Genomic DNA, 22038 nt, shown 5'->3' with positions numbered 1-22038 from the left:
GATGAAGAACTCATTATCATTTAACAAAAAGAGTGTCCTTGTTGTAGGTCTTGCTAAAAGCGGTTTTGCAGCAGCCAAGCTGCTGCATTCACTCGGGTCATCTGTAACTGTCAACGATTTTTCGGGCAGAGAAGGAAATAAAGAAGCAGAAGCTCTTGAGTTGGAAGGAATCAGGACGGTTTGCGGAGGACATCCTATCGAGCTGCTGAACGAGCCAGTTGATTTTATTGTCAAAAATCCCGGCATCCCATACTCAAATGCTTTGATAAGTGAAGCGGTAAAGCGCGGCATCCCGGTTGTAACGGAAATCGAACTTGCTTCACAGATTGCTGAAGCAGAGATCGTTGCGATTACAGGTTCTAACGGGAAAACAACGACAACGACGCTTGTCGGCCTGATGCTTGAAGGCAGCAGCAAAAAGCCTGTTGTAGCTGGAAATATTGGAACCGTGTTATGTGAGATGGCGGCTAAATCTACTGAAGAAGAGGTACTTGTTGCTGAGCTTTCGAGCTTCCAGCTGATGGGTACTGAAACCTTCCACCCAAAAGTTGCAGTGCTTCTTAACCTTTTTGAAGCGCATTTGGACTATCATGGAACTTTCGGAGAATACGGAGCTGCGAAAGGGAAGATCTTTGCTAATCAAACAGTGCAGGACTTTGCTGTCTTTAATGCAGATGATCAGGCAGTCTCAGAGCTGGCAGCCCGTTCTCAAGCCCGCAAGGTCCCATTTTCAGCAAAGCGAGTACTTACAGAAGGCGGTTATATAAAGGACGGCAACCTATATTTCTATGATGAAGACATCATCCCCGTAAGCGAGATCGTTCTTCCAGGACGTCATAGTCTGGAAAACATCCTTGCTGCTGTTTGTGCTGCTAAACTAGCAGGTGCAAAAAGCGAAAGAATAAGGGAAGTCTTGAAGACTTTTACGGGCGTAAAACACAGGCTTCAATTCGTTGAAGAAATAGACGGAGTGAAGGTCTACAACGATTCAAAAGCTACAAACATTCTGGCGACAAGCGCAGCACTCTCAGCCTTTAGTTCTCCTGTTGTATTGCTTGCCGGCGGGCTTGACAGAGGAAATGAATTTGATGAACTAATCCCGCACTTGAAAAATGTTAAAGCGCTAGTCTGCTTCGGTCAGACAGCTCAAAAAATAAAAGAAGCAGGCCTGAAGGCAGGAATACATACGATTGTTTCGGCCGATAATGTGGAGGATGCAGTCCCTAAAGGCTTTGGATTGGCAATGGCAGGTGATGTCCTGCTGCTGTCCCCAGCTTGTGCAAGCTGGGATCAATATAAGACTTTTGAACAAAGAGGGGACATGTTTATCAGCTCTGTGCATAAACTGAAATAAGGTTTGCACAAAATGTAGAGTTGGGGTGTTCGCATTGCCTTCCAAAAAGTCTGCTCCAGATTTCCTGCTTATTTCCGCCACGTTCATGCTTCTGGCTATAGGCATCATCATGGTCTACAGCGCGAGTGCGGATCTTGGGCAATATCGATTTAACGATGCGTTTTTCTTTGCCAAAAGGCAGATGCTGTTCGCTGGGCTTGGCATCGCCGCTATGTTTTTTATCATGAACATCAACTATATGACGTGGAGAACATGGGGAAAGGTGCTGCTGCTGATCTGCTTCCTGCTGCTGATCGTCGTGCTTGTGCCTGGAATCGGCCAGGTAAGAGGCGGGGCAAGAAGCTGGATAGGTGTCGGTGCTTTTTCTATACAGCCTTCTGAATTCATGAAGCTGGCTATGATAACCTTTCTTGCAAAATACTTAGCTGAGCATCAGAAAAAGATCACCTCGTTTAAAAAAGGACTGCTGCCTACTCTCACTCTTGTACTGACGGCATTTGCCATGATAATGCTTCAGCCAGATCTTGGAACTGGCGCTGTAATGGTTGGAACAAGTGTTGTCATGATTTTTGTAGCGGGTGCAAGAATCTCTCATTTTGCGGGTCTAGGAGTCCTAGGGCTTATGGGATTTGCAGCATTGATAATATCCGCTCCTTACCGGATGAAGAGGATCACATCTTTTTTGGACCCATGGAGTGACCCTTTGGGCAGCGGCTTTCAGATCATCCAGTCTCTTTATGCTCTGGGACCAGGCGGTCTTCTAGGTCTCGGCCTCGGTCAGAGCAGGCAGAAGTTCGGATATCTTCCTGAACCGCAGACCGATTTTATCTTTGCCATTTTGTCTGAGGAACTTGGTTTTATTGGTGCAGTGTTCGTTCTGCTCCTGTTCAGCATCCTTTTATGGAGAGGAATCAGGATAGCGCTTGGCGCTCCAGATTTGTTCGGCAGTTTTCTTGCGATCGGGATTATTGGCATGGTAGCGATACAAGTAATGATAAATGTTGGAGTCGTGACAGGACTTATGCCTGTCACAGGGATCACCCTCCCTTTTCTTAGTTATGGAGGATCTTCACTTACCCTTATGCTTGCATCCATCGGTGTCCTGCTGAACATCAGCAGATATGCAAGGTATTAAAGCTTGAGTTTACATGGGTTTTCTCTTATTCTATTGATAGACTGGTTATGCACACCCTGCCTTGTTGGCAGGGTTGCTTTATGCTATTTTAGCTTTTTTTGCCTTAATAAGGCCGAGTACATCCTATAAAACAATAACCTGTTCGAATACTACTATTGTCTTATGTATTTTTACCTTGGCAGGCAGCACTCACGAGTTCTGCACCAGCACATAAGATAGTATAGGCAGCGAATCAGCAAGGAGGGGCAATGATGACTTCATTAGCCGAAAAACTTAAAGAAGCCGAGACAGGCAAAGTACTTGAAAATGAACCTTTAAAAAACCATACGACACTCAAAATAGGCGGTCCAGCTGATGTGTTCTTGGAACCGAAAGATACTGAATCCCTCAGCACGGCGATGGAAATCATTAAAGAGAGCGGCGTTCCTTTCCGCGCGATAGGCAGAGGCTCGAACCTTCTTGTATCCGATGGAGGCATTGAAGGCGTTGTGATTAAGCTCGGAGAAGGATTGAACCATATCGAACGTAACGGGAACGAGATCACGGTCGGAGGCGGAGTTTCCATTATCACGCTAGCCACCATTCTTGCAAGAGAAGGATACAAAGGTCTGGAATTTGCAGGTGGAATACCAGGTTCTGTCGGAGGATCAGTTTTCATGAACGCAGGGGCACACGGTGCAGAAATGGCAGATATCGTGAAAAAAGCGCTTATCTTGTTTCCAGATGGCACGATGAAATGGCTCTCCAATGAAGAACTTGGATTTAGCTATAGAACTTCAGTACTGCAGGAAAAAGGCGGAATCTGTGTGGAAGCTGTATTGACGCTTGAACAAGGAAACAAAGAGGAAATTATGGCGGCCCTCAAAAAGAACAAAGAATATCGCCGCCAGACACAGCCGTGGAACTTCCCATGCTGCGGCAGTGTTTTCCGCAATCCTCTTCCTAATTATGCAGGCCAGCTTATTGAATCCTCAGGGCTGAAAGGAACGAAAATAGGCGGGGCGCAAATTTCAGATATGCACGCCAATTTTATCGTCAACACCGGTGATGCAACTGCTCAGGATGTACTGAATTTGATCGCTGCAATAAAGCAAAAAGTAAAAGATGAAAAAGGCATCGAACTGGAAACTGAAGTCGAGATCATTGGCAGAAAAGCCTGACCTTTTGTTGGCAATACTGGTACAATATTGAATTGATTCATGCTATAATGGTACCGATATCGAATAAAATGCATTCTGCGAATGTTCAATAAAAATAGGAAAAGCAGAAACGGCATATTGTTATGCCGTTTCATTATTTATATGAGTGAAGCATACATCCTCCGAAAACGAATGTTTAGAGCTTTGCGAATTAATAAATATTGAGGGTGAAGCAATGGACAAGCTTAAGGTCGTAACGATAGAGGACCGCATACCAAAGCTGAAGGAACAGAGAAAGCAAAAAGCAAATCGAAGGCTGATTATTTATCTTTCTCTTTTTTTCTTGCTCGTTCTTGCAGTTGTCTATTTTCAGTCGGGTATGAGCAATATTAAAAAATTGACGGTTAAAGGAAACTATTTTGTCAGTGATGAACAGATTATCGCTGCAAGCGGTATTGGCTATGAATCTAAGTTCATGAACATTGAAGAAAAAAAGATCGAACAAAAAGTGCAGACGCTGAATGAGGTCGCGCTTGCCAAGGTAAAACGGTCTTTTTACAATGAAGTGACGATTTCCGTGACGGAGTACCAGAGAGTAGGCTACATAAAACAAAAAGACGATTATTACCCTATGCTGCAAAACGGCACGATGCTTCCTCCCCTGAAAAAAGGAGATCGCCCAGTTAACGCACCTGTTATCATGCAATGGGAAGAAAAAGATCGTCTTGAAGAGATGGCACAGGAGCTCCGAAAGCTTCCTGAAGGAATCATCCATCGAATATCCGAGATACATCAGACGCCAGCTGATCAAAAAAGCGGAAATGTTACGCTGTATATGACAGATGGCAATGAAGTAAAGATCTCTATCAGCGGGTTCAGCGAACGTCTCGGGAACTATCCTCTCATGCTGGATCAGCTGAAAAAAGGTGAAAAAGGCACGTTCTACATTGGTATCAGCAGCCGGTTTGAAAACTATGCAAAGCAAAAAAAGGGAGATAGAAGTGAAACTGAACGGTAAGCAATTGTTTTTGTCAATCATTCTTCTTGTTACAGGATTTATTCTGTCTTTCTCCTATCAGATGACGGAAAAGCAGAACCGCTCTATTGAAAGAAACAACGAGTGGAAAAGAGAGGATTCATTAAGGAGCCAAATCCTTGCGATCCAAAAATCAAATCAAGAGCTGTCAGGGTCACTGAGGAAAATGCAAGGTTCTATTGCAAAAAAAGAAAAAAAGCTTGCTGAACAAGAGCAGACTTCTTATAACATGGTAGAGGATTTAACAAAACTCCGTCTCTTGACGGGAGATGTTAAAGCAAAGGGCGAAGGGATTGAGGTTACATTGTCTGATGCCTCCTATATGCCGGAAGGGGAGAACCCGAACGATTATATCGTTCATGAAGAGCATATTCGAAGCGTGATTGACGAGCTGCTCGTATCAGGAGCAGAGGCGATAGCGGTTAACGGCCAGCGTATATCGCATGATACGTTTATTTCTTGTATCGGACCGGTCATCAGTGTGAACGGAACGCAGTACCCTGCCCCCTTTGTAGTTACCGCTATCGGAGACAGTTCTACTCTTGAAAAATCAATGAACCTTTATATAACAGACAAACTTGTTGATGAAGGAATTCAAGTCAGAGTAGGCGTGAACAGTGAAATCACGATGGAGCCATATTTGACAGAGGAGAGCTGACAAAATGAAAATGAACCGACAATACATGCTTGCCTTTGTCGCTCTTGTGCTCGGAATGATGCTCTCCGTTCAATTTCAGACGGCAAACAATCCTATCGAAAGGGATACGCGTGACATCTGGGAACTGCGTGCAGACCTTGAAGAAGAGAAGAAGCGGCAGCAGATGCTGAATGAAGAAATAAGAAAGAACGAAGATCTTTTGCATCAATATTCATCTAAGGGACAAGAATCGGCAAACGAAGCGATGGAGCAGGCATTGGCTGATTTAAAAAAACAGGCAGGATTGACTGAAATAAGCGGACAAGGAATCACAATCACCATCGAACCTTTTAATGAAGGCCTTGTCGGCGGCGATACGCCTGTTCCTCATCTGTATCCAGATATGCTGAGAAGGCTGATCAACGAATTGAACAGGTATGATGCCCTTGAAATGTCAATTGATGGACAAAGGGTTGTTTCAAGGACACCAATCAGGGAAGTAAATGGGAGCATCTATGTAAATAACGAACCGCTTTCCTCTTTTCCGATTGAAATTAATGTTTTGACTGATGACAGCAAAAAACTTCATCAAAAAATTATTGCCTCTCCAGCAATCGAGGATTTTATAAGAGAAAACTTTTATGTAGAAGCGGCAGTCTCTGACCAGATCATGCTGCCGGCCTATACCGAGCCGCTCCGAGTAAAGTATATGAAGCAAGTAAAGGAGGATTCTTAAACTATGTGGCTCCCTGTGTTAAGTTTGATCATAGGCCTATTTTTAGGGTATATTTCGGAATTGCGAATTCCGCCGGAGTATTCAAACTATCTCTCGATTGCGGTTTTAGCTGCACTTGATACACTGTTTGGAGGCATTAGAGCTCAGCTGCAGGGAACATTTGAGGATAAAGTATTTATCTCAGGATTCTTTTTTAATATCCTGCTTGCTGCGGCCCTTGCTTACTTAGGTGTTCATCTGGGCATTGATCTTTATCTGGCGGCAATCTTCGCTTTTGGTGTAAGGCTGTTTAACAATATTGCCGTCATCAGAAGACTGATCATTTCAAAATGGAATGATAACCGTAAAAAAGCGTAAAAATTATTGAAAAAACTTGAAAAAAAAAAAGGGAATGCCCGCGGTATGTGGAATGTATTCCATAAAATCATTATTCCGTTCAATTAAAAAGTACTAGAAACAAGAAAAAACAAGGAGGTGCCAAAGAATGAACAGCAGTGAGTTTTACGTCAGTCTAGACATCGGTACATCCAATATTAAAGTTATCATTGGAGAAATGACCAGTGAATCCTTTAATGTCATTGGAGTTGGGCAATCAAAAGCCGCTGGAATCCGAAAAGGATCCATTGTCGATATCGATGAAACTGTTCGTTCCATAAAAAAAGCGGTCGACCAGGCAGAAAGGATGCTTGGAATACCGATTAATTCATGTATACTTGGTGTTAAAGGAAATGATATTCAGCTACAGCCATGCCACGGCGTTGTTGCGGTTTCAAGAGAAGACCGCGAGATCGGCGATGAAGACATCATGAGAGTGATCGAGGCAGCTCAAGTCATTTCTATTCCGCCTGAACGTGAAATTATTGATATTGTGCCGGAGCAGTTTATTGTTGACGGCCGGGACGAAATTAAGAATCCGCGTGAGATTTACGGAGTGCGCCTTGAGATGGAAGGCACAATTGTTACGGGTTCGAAAACCTATTTACATAACTTGCGCCGATGCGTAGAGAAAGCCGGATTATATGTCGCGAACATATGCCTAGAACCTCTCGCGACAGCATCTATCGCGTTATCTTCCGATGAAAAAGAACTTGGTGTTGCATTGATTGACATCGGCGGCGGATCTACGACGGTTTCCGTGTTTGAACAGGGAATCATGCAGATGACGACGGTTCTTCCTGTCGGGGGAGAGTTTATTACAAAAGATATTTCAATCGGTCTCCGCACATCTGCGGAAGACGCAGAACGCATCAAACTGAAGCACGGTCATGCATTTGTTGATCATGCTTCAAAAGATGAAATGTTTACCGTTTCTCAAATCGGTTCTTCTCAGGATCAGGAGATTTCTCAATATGACCTGAGCTTAATCGTAGAAGCGAGATTGGCCGAAATTTTTGAAATGATAGATGATGAGCTTCATAGAATGGGGTTCAATGAGCTTCCTGGAGGATTCGTCCTTACAGGCGGCGTAGCGAATATGCCTGGAATTCTTGAGCTTGCGATTGATATCTTCCAGTCTAATGTCCGTATTTCAAAGCCCGACTACATCAGCATCAGGGAGCCTCAGTATACATCTGGTGTCGGCCTAATCCATTTTTCTCATGAGAACTTAAGGATTCAAGGTAAAGAAGTAGCGGCAGCACTGGCTTCTGAAAGCAGTGAAGCAATGCCTAAAAAGAAACAGCCACAGCCGAAAACGCAGGATAAAGCAAACGGCGGTGTAAAATCAAAAGTGAAAGACTGGTTCGGCTTATTTTTTGAATAAGATGGATAGGTTACTAGTCATTAGGAGGAACGCTCATGTTGGAGTTTGATATGAATATGGATCAGTTTGCTACGATAAAGGTTATCGGTGTCGGCGGAGGCGGCGGAAACGCTGTTAACCGCATGATTGAACATGGTGTGCAGGGAGTAGAATTTATCTGTGTTAATACCGATGCGCAGGCTCTTAATCTGTCTAAAGCACAAATTAAGATGCAAATCGGAACGAAGCTGACAAGAGGACTCGGTGCAGGTGCAAATCCTGAAATCGGGAAAAAAGCTGCAGAAGAAAGCCGCGAGCAGATTGAAGAAGCATTAAGAGGGGCCGATATGGTGTTTGTTACTGCTGGAATGGGCGGCGGTACTGGTACTGGTGCTGCTCCTGTAATCGCAGAAATCGCTAAGGAGCTTGGAGCACTTACGGTTGGTGTTGTGACGCGCCCGTTCACGTTTGAAGGCCGCAAACGACAGACACAGGCTATCGGAGGCATCAGCATCTTCAAAGAAAAAGTGGATACTCTGATTGTCATTCCTAACGACCGCCTGCTTGAAATCGTTGATAAAAACACACCTATGCTAGAAGCATTCCGCGAAGCTGATAACGTGCTTCGCCAAGGTGTACAAGGTATTTCTGACTTGATCGCAACACCTGGTCTTATTAACCTTGACTTTGCCGATGTTAAGACGATCATGACTGAAAAAGGATCTGCTCTGATGGGGATTGGGGTTGCTACTGGTGAAAACCGTGCGGCAGAAGCTGCCAGAAAAGCCATTTCTTCTCCACTTCTTGAAACATCGATCAACGGTGCGAAAGGCGTACTGATGAACATCACAGGCGGAAACAACCTGAGCCTTTATGAGGTAAACGAAGCTGCAGATATCGTTTCTTCTGCTTCAGACCCTGAAGTGAACATGATTTTCGGTTCTGTTATTAACGAAGAACTGAAAGATGAAATTCTTGTTACAGTTATCGCAACAGGTTTTGACGAGAATGAAAACATGAACATTCTTCAGCCTCAGCGTCCGAAGTTTCAGCAGCAGCCACAGCAGCAGCCTTCTTCATCTTCCGTGCAGAACCAGCAGCCGGTTCGTGAAGAACAGCCTGCAGAAACAAGAAGCACACCTGCTTACAACAGCAACGACGGTGATACACTCGATATCCCTACGTTCTTAAGAAACCGAAACCGCAACAGAAGAAGATAACTGCAAAACCGGCTTCCATTTGGAAGCCGGTTTTTTTTGCCCTTTAAGAGGTTTTGCAAAATACCGATGCGACAGTGAATGAATGTGTAATCTATTGTAAAAAAAAACCTAAGCTGCCCCAACGAGTTAGAACCAGCAGCGTTTCTTTATGACCAGGTTAAAAATATGTGTTTTTCGGCCGTTGTCCTTTCAAGAAGAAATGACAAAAAAACCGAAAATAAGAAAAAAAGATAACCTAAAAAATGACAGACTTTAAATGATAGTCTGAGGTATACTTGTTTCAAACTTTTGAAAGGGGATAACCGGTGACTCTTTATGTGGACGTCATTTGGTTTCTGAATTTCTGCATTGATTTTATCCTTCTCTGGCTTACTGGCTGGCTGCTGAAACGAACGTTCAGCTGGAAAAGGATCAGCTTAGCTTCAGGTATAGCTTCAGGATATGTGTTTATCATTTTATGGCCTGATTTATCATTCTTATATCATCCTGTTTTAAAGCTTTTGTTTTCGGTCTGCATTCTTATAATGGCGTTTGGATTTAGAAGACCATCGTTTATTGTGAAGAACGTTTGCATGTTCTATTTTGTATCTTTCATCTCGGGGGGAGGCATTTTCGCCGCTCATTACTTTATGCAAAGCAGCTCTGATATTGTGCAAGGAGTTCTTGTTACGTCATCAGGAGGTATGGGGGACCCTATCAGCTGGCTGTTTGTTATCCTCGGCTTTCCTGCCCTGATCTATTTTTCACGGAAACGAGCAGACGATGTAAAAGTTCAAAAGGTCAATTATGAACAGATGACAGAAACATTCATTTGGTTTAATGGGACGCCAATTCGTACAAAAGCGCTTATTGACAGCGGAAACAAACTGCGGGATCCCGTTTCAAGGCTTCCAGTTGTCATCCTCGATATGAATGTTCATGGCAGCCACTTTCCTGAAAGTATTCAAAACCTGGCAGAAGACTATACAAGGTTTGGTGATAGTGAAATTTGTGCCCAGTGGGAATCGAAATTGCGCCTAGTTCCTTTTAGGTCTGTAGGCCATCAGCAGTTCCTGTTATGTGTAAAGCCGGACCGCATTGAGGTAAATCACAGCGGGAGTAACTGGATCACGGGAGGGGCCTTGGTAGGCTTAAGTATGACTCATTTATCAGCGGACGGGCAGTTTGACTGCATCATGCATCCTCATTTAACAGCAGAAGCTGAAGCTGTACAAGCGGTTCCAGCTTCATCATTTTAAAAAGGAGAGGGTCATATTGTTTAAATGGCGGCTGAAACTTTCATTATTATGGTACAGGTTCTTATTCAAGCTCGGGCTGAAATCTGATGAAATTTATTATATAGGCGGAAATGAAGCTCTTCCGCCTCCGCTAAGCAAAGAAGAGGAAGCAATATTGCTCGAAAAGCTTCCATCAGGCGATAAAGCAACTAAATCTATGCTGATTGAACGGAACTTGCGGCTCGTAGTTTATATTGCAAGAAAGTTTGAAAATACCGGAATTAATATTGAAGACTTGATCAGTATTGGAACGATCGGCCTGATTAAAGCAGTCAACACCTTTAACCCAGAAAAGAAAATCAAACTGGCTACATATGCATCCCGCTGCATCGAAAATGAAATATTAATGTATTTAAGACGCAATAATAAAACAAGATCTGAAGTGTCGTTTGATGAACCGCTTAATGTTGACTGGGATGGAAATGAGCTGCTTTTGTCTGATGTACTAGGAACAGAGGATGATATCATTACGAGAAGAATAGAAGCGAGTGTTGATCGGAAACTGCTCCTTAAAGCGTTATTCACGCTCAATGATAGAGAGAAGCAGATCATGGAACTCCGCTTCGGTCTTTCTGGTGGGGAAGAGAAAACACAGAAAGATGTAGCCGATATGCTCGGCATCTCACAGTCCTATATCTCACGTCTTGAAAAAAGAATCATTAAAAGACTGCAGAAGGAATTCAATAAAATGGTCTAAAAAAATGCGCTCACGCGCATTTTTTTATTTGGCTGTTTAAGTCCAATATGAAAAGTTAAAATAGTCCTCGATTTCCGTTTGAAATGCTCTTTTTCAGCAGGACTGATGAAAGCCCCGTCATCGCTTTGTGTATTCAAGGGTCTCACCTTGAAGAGTTACACCTAATTTCAATGTGCATAAAATTTCCATCCTGCGGTCATACTTAATCTGACAGAAATCTCCAGGCAGGAGGGAAATGACTTGAGTCGAAATAAAGTTGAAATCTGCGGCGTCGATACTTCAAAGCTGCCTGTTTTAAAAAATCCTGAAATGAGGATTTTGTTTGAAAAAATGCAAAATGGTGATCCGGATGCGAGAGAAACACTGGTGAACGGAAACCTAAGGCTAGTTCTCAGTGTGATCCAGCGGTTCAACAACAGAGGAGAGTTTGTCGATGATCTTTTCCAAGTTGGATGCATCGGACTGATGAAATCCATCGACAATTTTGACCTTGGACAAAATGTTAAATTTTCAACATATGCCGTTCCGATGATCATCGGCGAGATAAGAAGATACTTAAGAGATAACAATCCAATCCGGGTTTCCCGGTCACTGCGGGACATCGCGTATAAAGCATTGCAGGTGCGCGATCAGCTTATGAACAAGCTGTCAAGAGAACCTACGGCACAGCAAATTGCAGAGGTTCTTGATGTTCCGAAAGAAGAAGTAGTGTTTGCACTTGATGCGATTCAAGACCCTGTTTCGCTGTTTGAGCCCATTTATAATGATGGCGGTGATCCGATTTATGTGATGGATCAGATCAGCGACGACAAAGCGAAAGATTTTCAGTGGATTGAAGAAATTGCTTTAAAAGAAGCAATGAGAAGGCTTAATGCCAGAGAGAAAATGATCTTGACGATGCGTTTCTTTCAAGGCAAAACGCAAATGGAAGTAGCCGATGAGATCGGGATTTCGCAGGCTCAAGTCTCACGCCTCGAAAAAGCAGCCATATCGCAAATGAATAAAAACATTCAAAGCAGCTGACAACAAAACCCGCGATATTTGCGGGTTTTCTTTATTAGCCCTCATATTTGCTTACTGATGTATAGCACATAGCCATACTTACCCTCCCGGACGGCATTTGGTAAACGAGCTGCTTTATCATGTTTTAGATGCACTTCTCATATAGTTAAACTAAAGCAGAAGGGCGGGGATGAGATGAACAAGATATCAGATTTTCAGGTGAAGGACGTTGTGAATGTAGCCAACGGGAAGAAGCTGGGGCATATTGCGGATTTAGAGATTAATTTAAATACTGGCAAGATCGAGGCTCTGATTATTCCTGGACAGGGAAGGATGCTTGGATTTTTTGCGAGAGAGAGCGACATTGTCATACCTTGGCGCAATATCGTGAAGATTGGAGCAGATGTAATATTGGTCAGGTATATGGAGAGCAGCGGAACAAATGAATATATGAAAGAACCGTTCGATCAGTCTAAATAACGGTTCTCTTTTCTTTCTGCCGGTAAAATATGATAAAATAAACGTAAAATCGATTCGTTTTGGACAGGATGTGAAAAAGGTGGAGCCATTTCGAGGCGGCAGCCATTTACTTGCGTTAACTCCATGGATTGACGCTTATGAAAACGTAGCAGCGGGTATTACTGTACGGAGCGGAGGCTTCAGCCAGAAACCGTATCAATCTCTCAATATGGGGTTTCATGTAAATGATGACAATGAAACGGTAAGACAAAACAGAAGCACTGTTTCAAAAACGCTAGGCATACCAACTGCTCGCTGGACAGGCACCGAGCAAGTGCATAAGGCTGAAATCCGGAAAATCACAGCTAAGGATGCCGGAATGGGCGCGATGGATCTAGAAACCGCCTTTAAAGGAACAGACGGTGTTTATACAACAGAAAAAGATCTCCTGCTGACTTCCCTTTACGCAGACTGTGTTCCGCTTTATTTTTTTGATCCTTCTAAAAAAATAGCTGGACTAGCGCATGCAGGCTGGAAAGGGACCGCTTTAAATATTGGCGGCGAGCTGGTAAAAAAGTGGGTTATAGACGAAAATGCAGACAAAGACGGCATTTTGGCTGCGATCGGCCCCTCCATCGGTTCTTGCTGTTATGAAGTGGACGAGTATGTGATGAGCAGGATGAATGAAGCTTTAGGAAGCCGGACTGATGCGGCTGCAAAAAAGGTGTCAGCCGGGAAATATATGCTCGATCTTAAAGAAGCGAACAGGCAGCTGCTCATAGCTTCTGGATTAAAAGAGACTAACATTGTTGTATCGGATTATTGTACAAGCTGCAGAAATGACCTGTTCTTTTCTTACAGAAAGGACGGAGGGACGACAGGGCGCATGATGAGCTATATCATGCTGAAAGGAGATTCATAACATCTGTGGATATAAAGAATAATCTCCGCATGCTCCAAGAGTCAGTAGCTGAAGCATGCAGAGAAAAAAACAGAAAGCCTGAGGACGTTAATATTGTGGCCGTAACGAAATATGTGAGTGTTGAGACGGCGTTGAAAGCGGCTGAGGCGGGAGTCGTCCATTTTGGAGAAAACAGGCTCGAAGGCTTGATTGAAAAGAAAAAGCATCTTCCTGAGCACGTCATCTGGCATTTTATAGGATCACTTCAAACTCGAAAGGTTAAGGATGTCCTTCCACACGCGGATTATATTCATTCGCTCGACAGATTGTCACTGGCTGAAGAAATTCAGAAAAGGGCAGACCGGACAGTTTCATGTTTTGTGCAGGTGAATATTTCCGGTGAAGAGTCGAAGCATGGATTGAATGTAAAAGAAGTGATGGACTTTGTCGATAAACTAAGTAAGCTTGACCGTATTAAGGTTGCAGGACTAATGACAATGGCACCATTTACAGAGGATGATGAAGAAATCAGGCGTGTATTTTCTGAATTGAAAAAGCTGCAGAAAACAGTTCAGGAGCGAAACTTGCCGCATGCACCTTGTGCCGAGCTTTCTATGGGAATGTCCAATGATTTTAAGATAGCGGTCGAAGAAGGGGCAACTTATATCCGAATCGGGTCGAGTCTTGTTGGGAATGAAAAAGAGGAGGTGTCCTAAATGGGCATTAAAACTAAATTTAAACGTTTTTTTGATATGGATGATGAATACATCTATGAAGAAGAATTAGAAGAGGAAGAGCAGCGGCAGGAAGAAGAAATCATCCCAAGCCATACGAAAAAGACAAAGCAGAACGTTGTCAGTCTGCAGAGTGTACAGCAGCAGGTAAAAGTGGTGCTGATTGAGCCCCGTGTGTACGCTGAAGCTCAAGATATTGCAGACCAGCTGAAGAATCGCCGTGCTGTTGTGATGAACCTGCAGCGCATCGCACATGATCAGGCTAAGAGGATTGTCGATTTTCTCAGCGGAACTGTTTATGCAATTGGCGGAGACATTCAAAAGCTTGGACCTAATACATTTCTCTGCACGCCAGAAAATGTAGACGTTTCTGGAACCATCTCAGAAATGGCGGCGGAACAAGACTAAAATTTTAGGCAGGAGAGGAACAGTTTGATCGAAACTATCGGTTTAATCTTAATCAAAACTATGCAGATCTACTCATACCTTGTAATTGGCTACATACTTCTTTCATGGTTCCCGAATGCCCGGGAGTCTTCTATCGGCATATTTCTAGCTAGAATCGTAGAACCGTATCTGGCACCGTTTAGAAGCATCATCCCTCCTTTAGGGATGATCGATATCTCTCCGATCGTGGCACTGTTTGCCCTTCGTTTTGCTGAAAACGGGGTACGCTACCTCGTTCAAATGTTTTAAAGTATTAAAGTATGAGAGACAGGAAGTTTTTACATGAACATTTATCAGCATTACCGGCCTGAAGAACATGCTTTTATCGATAAGGTAGACGGGTGGAAAACAGAAGTAGCACAACAGTATTCTGTCCGGCTGACGGATTTTCTCAATCCTCGGGAACAGCATATCACGCAGCAGATCATAGGAAACCATCCGGATGTCAGCCTCTCGTTCTGGGGAGGCTCTTCTTATTCGGAACGAAAGCGCGCGCTGCTGCACCCTCCTTTCGTTCCGGTGCATCAGGAGGATTATAAAGTATCATGCTTTGAAGTGAATTACCCTGCCAAGTTCATCAAGCTCGAGCATAAAGACATTCTTGGATCGCTGATGAACCTTGGTGTCAAAAGAGAAAAGTACGGAGACATCATTGTAAGCGGCGAAACGATACAGATCGCGGCTGCAGGCGAGATCGCAGACTATCTGTCAGTCAACTTTGAAAAGGCTGGCCGCGCTGCTGTTTCGCTCAAGCCTCTTAAAGGAGACTTGCTGGCATCTGAGGAAGAGTACATAGAAAAGTCTGGAACGGTCACTTCTCTTCGGCTAGACGCTGTCATGAGCGAGATTTATTCCATATCCAGGTCTAAGGCTTCTGCTCTAATTTCTGGCAGCAAGGTGAAAGTGAACTGGAGGACGATCGAAAACACATCGTTTGAAATGGCTGCAGGCGATCATTTGTCGGTGCGGGGCTATGGCAGGAGCAAGCTGATTTCAATAGACGGCCAGACAAAAAAGGACAAGCAGCGGATCAGCTTCGGCATATTAAAATAAGACTATTTTCTAAATGGTTTTTTAAAGCTTGTAATTTTTGAATGGTTTATTTTATAACAACGTTCAGGAAATAGTTTGTGATGCTTCTACCCTTTATTTATTTGACTTTGCTGAAACTCTAATCTACTTTGCTTAATCATCTTGAATCCATCATTGAAAACGTTGATCGGAGTGTAAGGCGCCGACTCCAGCGGGACGAGTGGGACAGGTGAGACCCTTTAGGGCGCGCAGCGGCAAAGGGGCTCACCTGTCCAGCAGAAAACGGCTAGCCACGACAAGCAAAAGGGCAAGTGTCCAATAAGTCAAAGAGCGACTTACCGGCCCCTTTCCCTTTTGCTTGTCGTGGCTGAACGAGCCGACCCGCGCTTTTCGCCACGCCCCGCGGAAAGCGTGCGCCTGAAACGGAGGTCAACCACTTCATAGAATTCTTGAAAGTTTGAATAGCAGCCTAAAATAAAGTGAAGACGGCAGAAGGAATAGCCGATAATATTGTCGAAATGAGAAATTAAGAAAAAATCGCATCTTTTGGAGGTGGCTTTCATGCCTTTAACACCGTTGGATATTCATAATAAGGAATTCACTCGGGGGTTCCGCGGGTACAGTGAAGACGAGGTAAATGATTTTCTTGATCAAGTGATCAAAGATTACGAGGCAGTAATCCGCGAGAAAAAGGAACTCGAAGAAACAGTTGCAAAGCTTGAAGAAAAGATTTCATACTTTAAGAATATTGAAGAGACGCTGAATAAATCGATTCTTGTCGCACAGGAAACAGGAGAAGAAGTAAAGCGTACAGCGAACAAGGAAGCCCGCCTGATCGTGAAAGAAGCGGAGAAGAACGCTGATCGTATCATTAACGAAGCTCTTTCTAAATCTCGAAAAATCGTGATGGACATCGACGAGCTGAAGAAACAGTCCTCAGTTTACCGCACTCGTTTCCGCATGCTGATCGAAGCTCAGCTTGAAATGCTGAAAAACGACGACTGGGATGCATTGAATGCACCAGAAAAATATGAGGATTATATACTAGAAGAAGTCAAATAACAAACTTGACTTCTAATATGCAATTCGCATATACTTTTTTAAGAAAATGACTTACAGACTATGACAGGGACAGTAAAGCGCCGTTTTTTATTCAGCGAGCCGGGTGTGGTGGGAGCCGGTATAAAGAAAGTGCTTGAAGATCACCCTTGAGTTCCCATGCTGAAAACACGAGTAAGCACGGGCGCATCATCTGCGTTACAGATGAATGAGCGGGACTTGCTGCATGATGCGGCAGTTCAACCAGGGTGGTACCGCGGGATAACCTTCTCGCCCCTGCTTTAATTCTAAATTAAAGCAGGGGCGGGAAGGTTTTTTTATTTATTATATTTTCAGGAGGATGGCTATGAATTACAAAGATACATTGCTTATGCCGAAAACGGAATTTCCGATGCGCGGCAACCTGCCTCAGCGCGAGCCGGAAGTGCAGGCAAAATGGAATGAACTGAATATCTATGAGAAAGTGCAGGAACGCACAAAAGGACGTCCAAACTTTATCCTTCATGACGGACCTCCATACGCGAACGGCGATATCCATATCGGGCATGCCGAGAACAAGATCTTAAAAGATATGATCGTCCGCTTCAAGTCAATGACGGGCTACAACGCTCCTTATGTGCCAGGCTGGGATACACATGGATTGCCGATCGAGACAGCTCTGACAAAAAGCGGGAAAGTAAAGCGCAAGGAGCTCTCTGTTGCAGAATTCAGAAAGCTATGTGAAGAGTATGCGCTGACTCAGGTAGACCGCCAGCGTGAACAATTTAAGCGCCTGGGAGTCCGCGGTGACTGGGAACGTCCATACATTACGCTTGATAAAGCATACGAAGCACGTCAGATCGAGGTTTTCGGAGAGATGGCAAAAAGAGAGCTGATCTATAAAGGATTGAAGCCTGTTTACTGGTCTCCATCTTCAGAGTCAGCGCTTGCCGAAGCGGAAATCGAGTATCATGACAAACGCTCTGCCAGCATCTATGTGGCATTCGGAGTAAAAGACGGAAAAGGCGTTTTGGAATCAGACGAGAAAATCGTCATCTGGACAACAACGCCTTGGACAATTCCGGCTAACCTTGGAATTTCAGTTCACCCTGACCTTGATTATGTCAGCGTGAAAACAGAAAGCGGAAAATATGTTGTGGCTGAGGCTTTGCTCGAGAGCTTGAAAAAAGACTTTGGCTGGGAAGAAGCTGCCGTTATCAAGACAATGAAAGGAAGCGAGCTTGAGCATATTGTCGCAGAACACCCATTATATGGCCGTGATTCTCTTGTGATGTGCGGAGAGCACGTAACGACAGATGCAGGTACAGGATGCGTCCATACTGCTCCTGGCCACGGGGAAGACGATTTCCTCGTCGGAAAAAGATATGGCCTGGAAGTTCTTTGCCCTGTTGATGATAAAGGTGTCATGACGAAAGAGGCACCAGGATATGAAGGTTTGTTTTATGATGAAGCGAACAAGCCGATCACAGAGGAACTGAAAGAAAAAGGCGCACTTCTTCACCTGTCTTTCATCACTCACTCGTACCCGCATGACTGGAGAACGAAAAAACCGGTGATCTTCCGTGCTACCGCTCAATGGTTCGCATCCATTAAAGGAATCCGCGAACAGATGCTTCAAGCGATCTCGGATGTGAACTGGGTTCCTGTATGGGGTGAAACAAGGCTTCATAATATGATCAAGGATCGTGAAGATTGGTGCATTTCGCGCCAGCGAGCATGGGGCGTTCCGATTCCTGTGTTTTATGGCGAAGACGGCGAAGCGATCATTACAGAAGAAACAATTGCTCATACAGTTAAGCTGTTCAGAGAGCATGGATCGAATGTCTGGTTTGAGCGTGATGCGAAAGAGCTTCTTCCGGAAGGCTTCACTTCTGTGCACAGCCCGAATGGCAAGTTCACGAAAGAGACGGACATCATGGACGTATGGTTTGATTCTGGAACATCCCACTGGGCTGTGCTTGAAGAACGAGATGAACTTACACGCCCGGCAGATTTATATTTGGAAGGATCTGACCAATACAGAGGCTGGTTCAACTCATCTCTTTCTACATCCGTAGCCATCACGGGCAGCGCACCTTACAAGACAATCCTTAGTCATGGTTTTGTTCTTGACGGGCAAGGACGAAAAATGAGTAAATCGATCGGAAACACGCTTGACCCGATCAAAGTGATGAACCAGCTTGGAGCGGACATTATCCGTCTATGGGTATCATCCGTTGATTATCAGTCTGATGTGCGTGTTTCAGATGACATCTTAAAACAAGTTGCTGAAGTTTACCGAAAGATCCGCAACACTTTCCGCTTCCTTCTCGGGAACCTTGACGGATTTGATCCGGCTAAACACAGTGTAAGCTATGAAGAACTGCCAGAGCTTGAGCAGTATATGCTTGTTAAGTTAAATAAAGTGATCGGCAAAGTACGAAAAGCGTATGAGGAGTATCAATTCCTGACAGTTTACAATACGATCCATAATTTCTGCACGATCGAATTAAGCTCTTTCTACCTCGACATGGCTAAAGATACACTTTACATTCAGGGAGAAGATGATCATAAGCGCCGCAGCATCCAAACAGTACTTTATGAATCACTGCTGGCACTCACTAAACTTTCAGCGCCAATCCTTGCACACACAGCTGATGAAGTATGGAACTTTATCCCTGGCGTTTCTGAAGAGAGTGTACAGCTTACAGACATGCCTGAAGAAAAATCGTTTGAGAATGGTGATGCTCTCCTTGGAGAATGGGACCGTTTCATGGAAATCCGTGATGAAGTATTAAAGGCACTTGAAGAAGCACGCAGCGAAAAGGTAATCGGCAAATCGCTCACGGCTTCCCTGACGATTTACAGTGATGGAGAAGTGAACGAGTGGCTGAAGAAAACAGATCAGCTTAACAAGCTGTTTATCGTTTCTTCTGCTGAAGTGGCTGGCAGCAAGGCAGACGCCCCTGGCAATGCTCGCACTTTCCAGCATACTTCGGTTGTAGTTAGTGCAGCGGAAGGCGAGACATGTGACCGCTGCTGGACAGTGACGAAAGACGTTGGCTCAAACAGTCAGCACCCTGCGTTATGTTCCAGCTGTGCAGACATCGTTGAAAAGCATTACGCATAATAAAAAACAGAAACTGCCCTCTAATTGTGGACGCTACAATTGGAGGGCAGTTTTTTTATTGTTGATTCTTAACATGTAAGACCTTGTAAAGAGCTTGTATTTACATTGTGAACAATTGTTTTATTGTGCTACAATGCAAAAGTACATAATATAGATACGGGGGATTTTGCGTGGTTTATTATTTGTTGGCCCTTGCCGTGTTTGTCATTGATCATCTAACGAAGTGGTGGATTGTAAAAAGCATGCAGCTTGGGGAATCTATACCGGTAATACAAAATTTCTTTTATATTACTTCTCACCGGAACAGAGGAGCTGCATTCGGGATCTTGCAGAATCAGCGCTGGTTTTTTATTATCATCACTACGGTTGTTGTAGCAGCGGTCATTTATTTCATCGCTAAAAAGGAAGGCGATAAACTGTTTAAAACATCGCTTGGCCTTATATTAGGCGGTGCTCTTGGGAATTTTGCGGACAGGCTTTTCCGCGGCGAGGTAGTTGATTTTCTCGACTTTTATATCGGAAGCTATGATTTTCCGATCTTTAATATCGCCGATTCGGCACTTGTAGTCGGAGTTGGCCTTGTTTTTATTCATAGCATGCTGGAAGGCAAGAAGGAGAAACAAAATGGATAAGTTTCAATATGAAGTAAGTGATTCGCAAGCTGGGCTTCGAATCGATAAAGTGCTGTCTGAAGTGCAGGATGACTGGTCACGCTCTCAGCTGCAAGGGTGGATTAAAGAAGGCATCGTATTAGTAAATGAAAATGCCGTTAAGACGAATTACAAATGTTCAGCAGGTGATCAAATTGAACTGATCGTTCCTGAACCGGAAATTTACGAGGCTGAAGCTGAAGAGCTGAACCTTGATATTGTGTACGAAGACAGCGACGTGCTTGTAGTGAATAAGCCAAGAGGGATGGTGGTTCATCCTGCGCCAGGTAATTATTCAGGTACTCTTGTAAACGGCCTTATGGCCCACTGCAAGGACCTATCTGGTATTAATGGAGTGCTGCGCCCAGGCATCGTCCACCGCATTGACAAGGACACATCAGGCCTTTTGATGGTGGCGAAGAACGACAAGGCGCACGAATCTCTCGTTCAGCAGCTGAAAGACAAGACGACGACGCGCAAGTATAAAGCGATCGTTCATGGCGTGCTTCCTCATGACTTTGGCACGATCGACGCACCGATCGGCAGAGATAAAAGTGACCGTCAAAAAATGACAGTTACAGATGATAACAGCAGGGATGCTGTCACGCATTTTAATGTTCTTGAGCGATTCACGAATTTCTCGTTTGTGGAATGCCAGCTTGAAACAGGACGGACTCACCAGATAAGAGTTCATATGAAATACATCGGCTTTCCGCTTGCCGGCGATCCGAAATATGGCCCGCGCAAAACTCTCGACATTCAAGGACAGGCTCTGCATGCAGAAGTATTGGGCTTCGATCACCCGCGCACTGGAGAGTATATGGAATTTTCAGCTGAAATGCCAGAGGATATGCAGCAGCTTTTAGATTATTTACGAAAAAGAAGTTGACAGCAGCTGAAAACTTTGTGATAATCACAGTAACTTAAATAGTCCTTTAACTTTAGTCCCGTGAGGCTGAGAAGGAAACGATCCATAGAACAGACGTTGTGTCTGTTCTGTCCTCTCGTCATGCGGCGAGAGGATTTTTTTATGGGAACTGTTACAGAACTATTAGGGAAATAGTAACGATAAAAGAAAGGAGACGGGACCATATGGAAAAAGCGGTTATAATGGATGACCAGGGAATCCGCCGTGCATTGACCCGCATCGCCCATGAAATCATCGAACGAAACAAAGGTGTAGAAGGCATCGTGCTTGTCGGTATTAAAACACGCGGAGAATACCTCGCGCGCAGACTGGCAGAGCGGATCGGACAGATTGAAGGAAAAGGCGTTTCAGTCGGTGATGTGGATATCACGTTATACCGAGACGATCTTAAAATTAAGACGGAAAATCAAGAGCCTGAACTAAAAGGTACAAGCATCCCAGTTGATGTAGACAGCAAAAAAGTAGTTCTTGTCGACGATGTCCTTTATACAGGAAGGACGGTCAGAGCTGCCATGGATGCCATCATGGATCTTGGCAGGCCGGCAAACATACAGCTTGCTGTTCTCGTCGACCGAGGGCATCGCGAGCTGCCAATCCGTGCAGATTATGTGGGCAAAAATGTACCGACTTCAAGTGAAGAAATTATATCAGCCTCGTTAACAGAGGTTGACGGAGTGGATGAAGTTGCGATCCACGAACGAAAATAACAGCATCCCTTTAACAAACAGTCCAGAGAGGCTGGCAA

General features: G+C 44.2%; 23 protein-coding genes and 1 other annotated feature. All 23 genes read left to right on the top strand.

Annotated features, from left to right (window positions below):
* Nucleotide 1 precedes the first annotated feature (1 nt).
* The 23 genes from murD to pyrR all read left to right on the top strand — a co-directional run bounded on the left by murD (nt 2) and on the right by pyrR (nt 22000).
* Nucleotides 2-1354 carry a UDP-N-acetylmuramoyl-L-alanine--D-glutamate ligase gene (gene murD / locus CGZ90_RS03310; RefSeq protein WP_094250904.1) on the top strand — a complete coding sequence of 451 codons (1353 nt, stop codon included), beginning with the start codon at nt 2-4 and terminating at the stop codon, nt 1352-1354.
* 34 nt (nt 1355-1388) lie between these two features.
* Nucleotides 1389-2489 carry a stage V sporulation protein E gene (gene spoVE / locus CGZ90_RS03305; protein WP_094250903.1) on the top strand — a complete coding sequence of 367 codons (1101 nt, stop codon included), beginning with the start codon at nt 1389-1391 and terminating at the stop codon, nt 2487-2489.
* 251 nt (nt 2490-2740) lie between these two features.
* On the top strand, nt 2741-3649 hold the full coding sequence (murB, locus tag CGZ90_RS03300) for a UDP-N-acetylmuramate dehydrogenase (protein ID WP_094250902.1): 909 nt from the start codon (nt 2741-2743) through the stop codon (nt 3647-3649).
* 214 nt (nt 3650-3863) lie between these two features.
* Complete coding sequence (locus tag CGZ90_RS03295; RefSeq protein ID WP_094250901.1) at nt 3864-4646, top strand: cell division protein FtsQ/DivIB; 783 nt, start codon at nt 3864-3866, stop codon at nt 4644-4646.
* Complete coding sequence (locus CGZ90_RS03290; protein WP_094250900.1) at nt 4630-5322, top strand: DUF881 domain-containing protein; 693 nt, start codon at nt 4630-4632, stop codon at nt 5320-5322. Before CGZ90_RS03295 ends, CGZ90_RS03290 begins: the two co-directional genes overlap by 17 nt.
* Before the next feature lie 4 nt (nt 5323-5326).
* Nucleotides 5327-6037 carry a DUF881 domain-containing protein gene (locus CGZ90_RS03285; RefSeq protein WP_094250899.1) on the top strand — a complete coding sequence of 237 codons (711 nt, stop codon included), beginning with the start codon at nt 5327-5329 and terminating at the stop codon, nt 6035-6037.
* Between the two features lie 3 nt (nt 6038-6040).
* Complete coding sequence (locus CGZ90_RS03280) at nt 6041-6394, top strand: small basic family protein (RefSeq protein ID WP_094250898.1); 354 nt, start codon at nt 6041-6043, stop codon at nt 6392-6394.
* Between the two features lie 127 nt (nt 6395-6521).
* Entirely contained in the window at nt 6522-7799 is a 1278-nt protein-coding gene (gene ftsA / locus CGZ90_RS03275) for a cell division protein FtsA (protein ID WP_094250897.1), read from the top strand.
* A 35-nt stretch (nt 7800-7834) separates the two neighbouring features.
* Nucleotides 7835-8998 (top strand): cell division protein FtsZ, encoded by a 1164-nt coding sequence (gene ftsZ, locus CGZ90_RS03270; protein WP_094250896.1) that lies wholly within the window; start codon nt 7835-7837, stop codon nt 8996-8998.
* A gap of 305 nt (nt 8999-9303) precedes the next feature.
* Nucleotides 9304-10236, top strand: coding sequence for a sigma-E processing peptidase SpoIIGA (gene spoIIGA, locus CGZ90_RS03265; protein WP_094250895.1), 933 nt, complete (start codon nt 9304-9306; stop codon nt 10234-10236).
* Nucleotides 10237-10252: 16 nt separating this feature from the next.
* Nucleotides 10253-10972, top strand: coding sequence for an RNA polymerase sporulation sigma factor SigE (sigE, locus tag CGZ90_RS03260; RefSeq protein WP_094250894.1), 720 nt, complete (start codon nt 10253-10255; stop codon nt 10970-10972).
* Between the two features lie 240 nt (nt 10973-11212).
* Nucleotides 11213-11995: an RNA polymerase sporulation sigma factor SigG gene (sigG, locus tag CGZ90_RS03255; protein WP_094250893.1), complete on the top strand. Its 783-nt coding sequence runs from the start codon at nt 11213-11215 to the stop codon at nt 11993-11995.
* Nucleotides 11996-12169: 174 nt separating this feature from the next.
* A complete protein-coding gene (locus CGZ90_RS03250) occupies nt 12170-12454 on the top strand; it encodes a YlmC/YmxH family sporulation protein (protein ID WP_094250892.1) in 285 nt (94 codons plus the stop codon).
* A gap of 79 nt (nt 12455-12533) precedes the next feature.
* A complete protein-coding gene (gene pgeF, locus CGZ90_RS03245) occupies nt 12534-13355 on the top strand; it encodes a peptidoglycan editing factor PgeF (protein ID WP_165766749.1) in 822 nt (273 codons plus the stop codon).
* 5 nt (nt 13356-13360) lie between these two features.
* Nucleotides 13361-14050 (top strand): YggS family pyridoxal phosphate-dependent enzyme, encoded by a 690-nt coding sequence (locus CGZ90_RS03240; RefSeq protein WP_094250890.1) that lies wholly within the window; start codon nt 13361-13363, stop codon nt 14048-14050.
* On the top strand, nt 14051-14476 hold the full coding sequence (locus CGZ90_RS03235; protein ID WP_094250889.1) for a cell division protein SepF: 426 nt from the start codon (nt 14051-14053) through the stop codon (nt 14474-14476).
* Between the two features lie 27 nt (nt 14477-14503).
* The gene (locus CGZ90_RS03230) at nt 14504-14764 is read left to right on the top strand and encodes a YggT family protein (RefSeq protein ID WP_094251768.1); all 261 of its coding nucleotides are present in this window, start codon (nt 14504-14506) and stop codon (nt 14762-14764) included.
* Nucleotides 14765-14797: 33 nt separating this feature from the next.
* Entirely contained in the window at nt 14798-15568 is a 771-nt protein-coding gene (locus CGZ90_RS03225) for a YlmH family RNA-binding protein (RefSeq protein ID WP_094250888.1), read from the top strand.
* A 540-nt stretch (nt 15569-16108) separates the two neighbouring features.
* On the top strand, nt 16109-16609 hold the full coding sequence (locus CGZ90_RS03220; protein WP_094250887.1) for a DivIVA domain-containing protein: 501 nt from the start codon (nt 16109-16111) through the stop codon (nt 16607-16609).
* 51 nt (nt 16610-16660) lie between these two features.
* Nucleotides 16661-16887 (top strand) — a binding site (T-box leader).
* Nucleotides 16888-16952: 65 nt separating this feature from the next.
* Nucleotides 16953-19715, top strand: a complete 2763-nt coding sequence (gene ileS, locus CGZ90_RS03215) for an isoleucine--tRNA ligase (protein WP_094250886.1) — start codon at nt 16953-16955, stop codon at nt 19713-19715.
* Between the two features lie 170 nt (nt 19716-19885).
* Nucleotides 19886-20347, top strand: coding sequence for a signal peptidase II (gene lspA, locus CGZ90_RS03210; RefSeq protein ID WP_094250885.1), 462 nt, complete (start codon nt 19886-19888; stop codon nt 20345-20347).
* Complete coding sequence (locus CGZ90_RS03205; RefSeq protein ID WP_094250884.1) at nt 20340-21254, top strand: RluA family pseudouridine synthase; 915 nt, start codon at nt 20340-20342, stop codon at nt 21252-21254. The genes lspA and CGZ90_RS03205 overlap by 8 nt, the downstream gene beginning before the upstream one ends.
* A gap of 203 nt (nt 21255-21457) precedes the next feature.
* Complete coding sequence (gene pyrR / locus CGZ90_RS03200; RefSeq protein ID WP_094250883.1) at nt 21458-22000, top strand: bifunctional pyr operon transcriptional regulator/uracil phosphoribosyltransferase PyrR; 543 nt, start codon at nt 21458-21460, stop codon at nt 21998-22000.
* Nucleotides 22001-22038: the final 38 nt, after the last annotated feature.

Origin of the sequence: Fictibacillus aquaticus (genome assembly GCF_002245695.1) — a bacterium.
Taxonomy (GTDB): Bacteria; Bacillota; Bacilli; order Bacillales; family Fictibacillaceae; genus Fictibacillus; species Fictibacillus aquaticus.
This window is presented reverse-complemented; position numbering and strand designations above follow the sequence as displayed.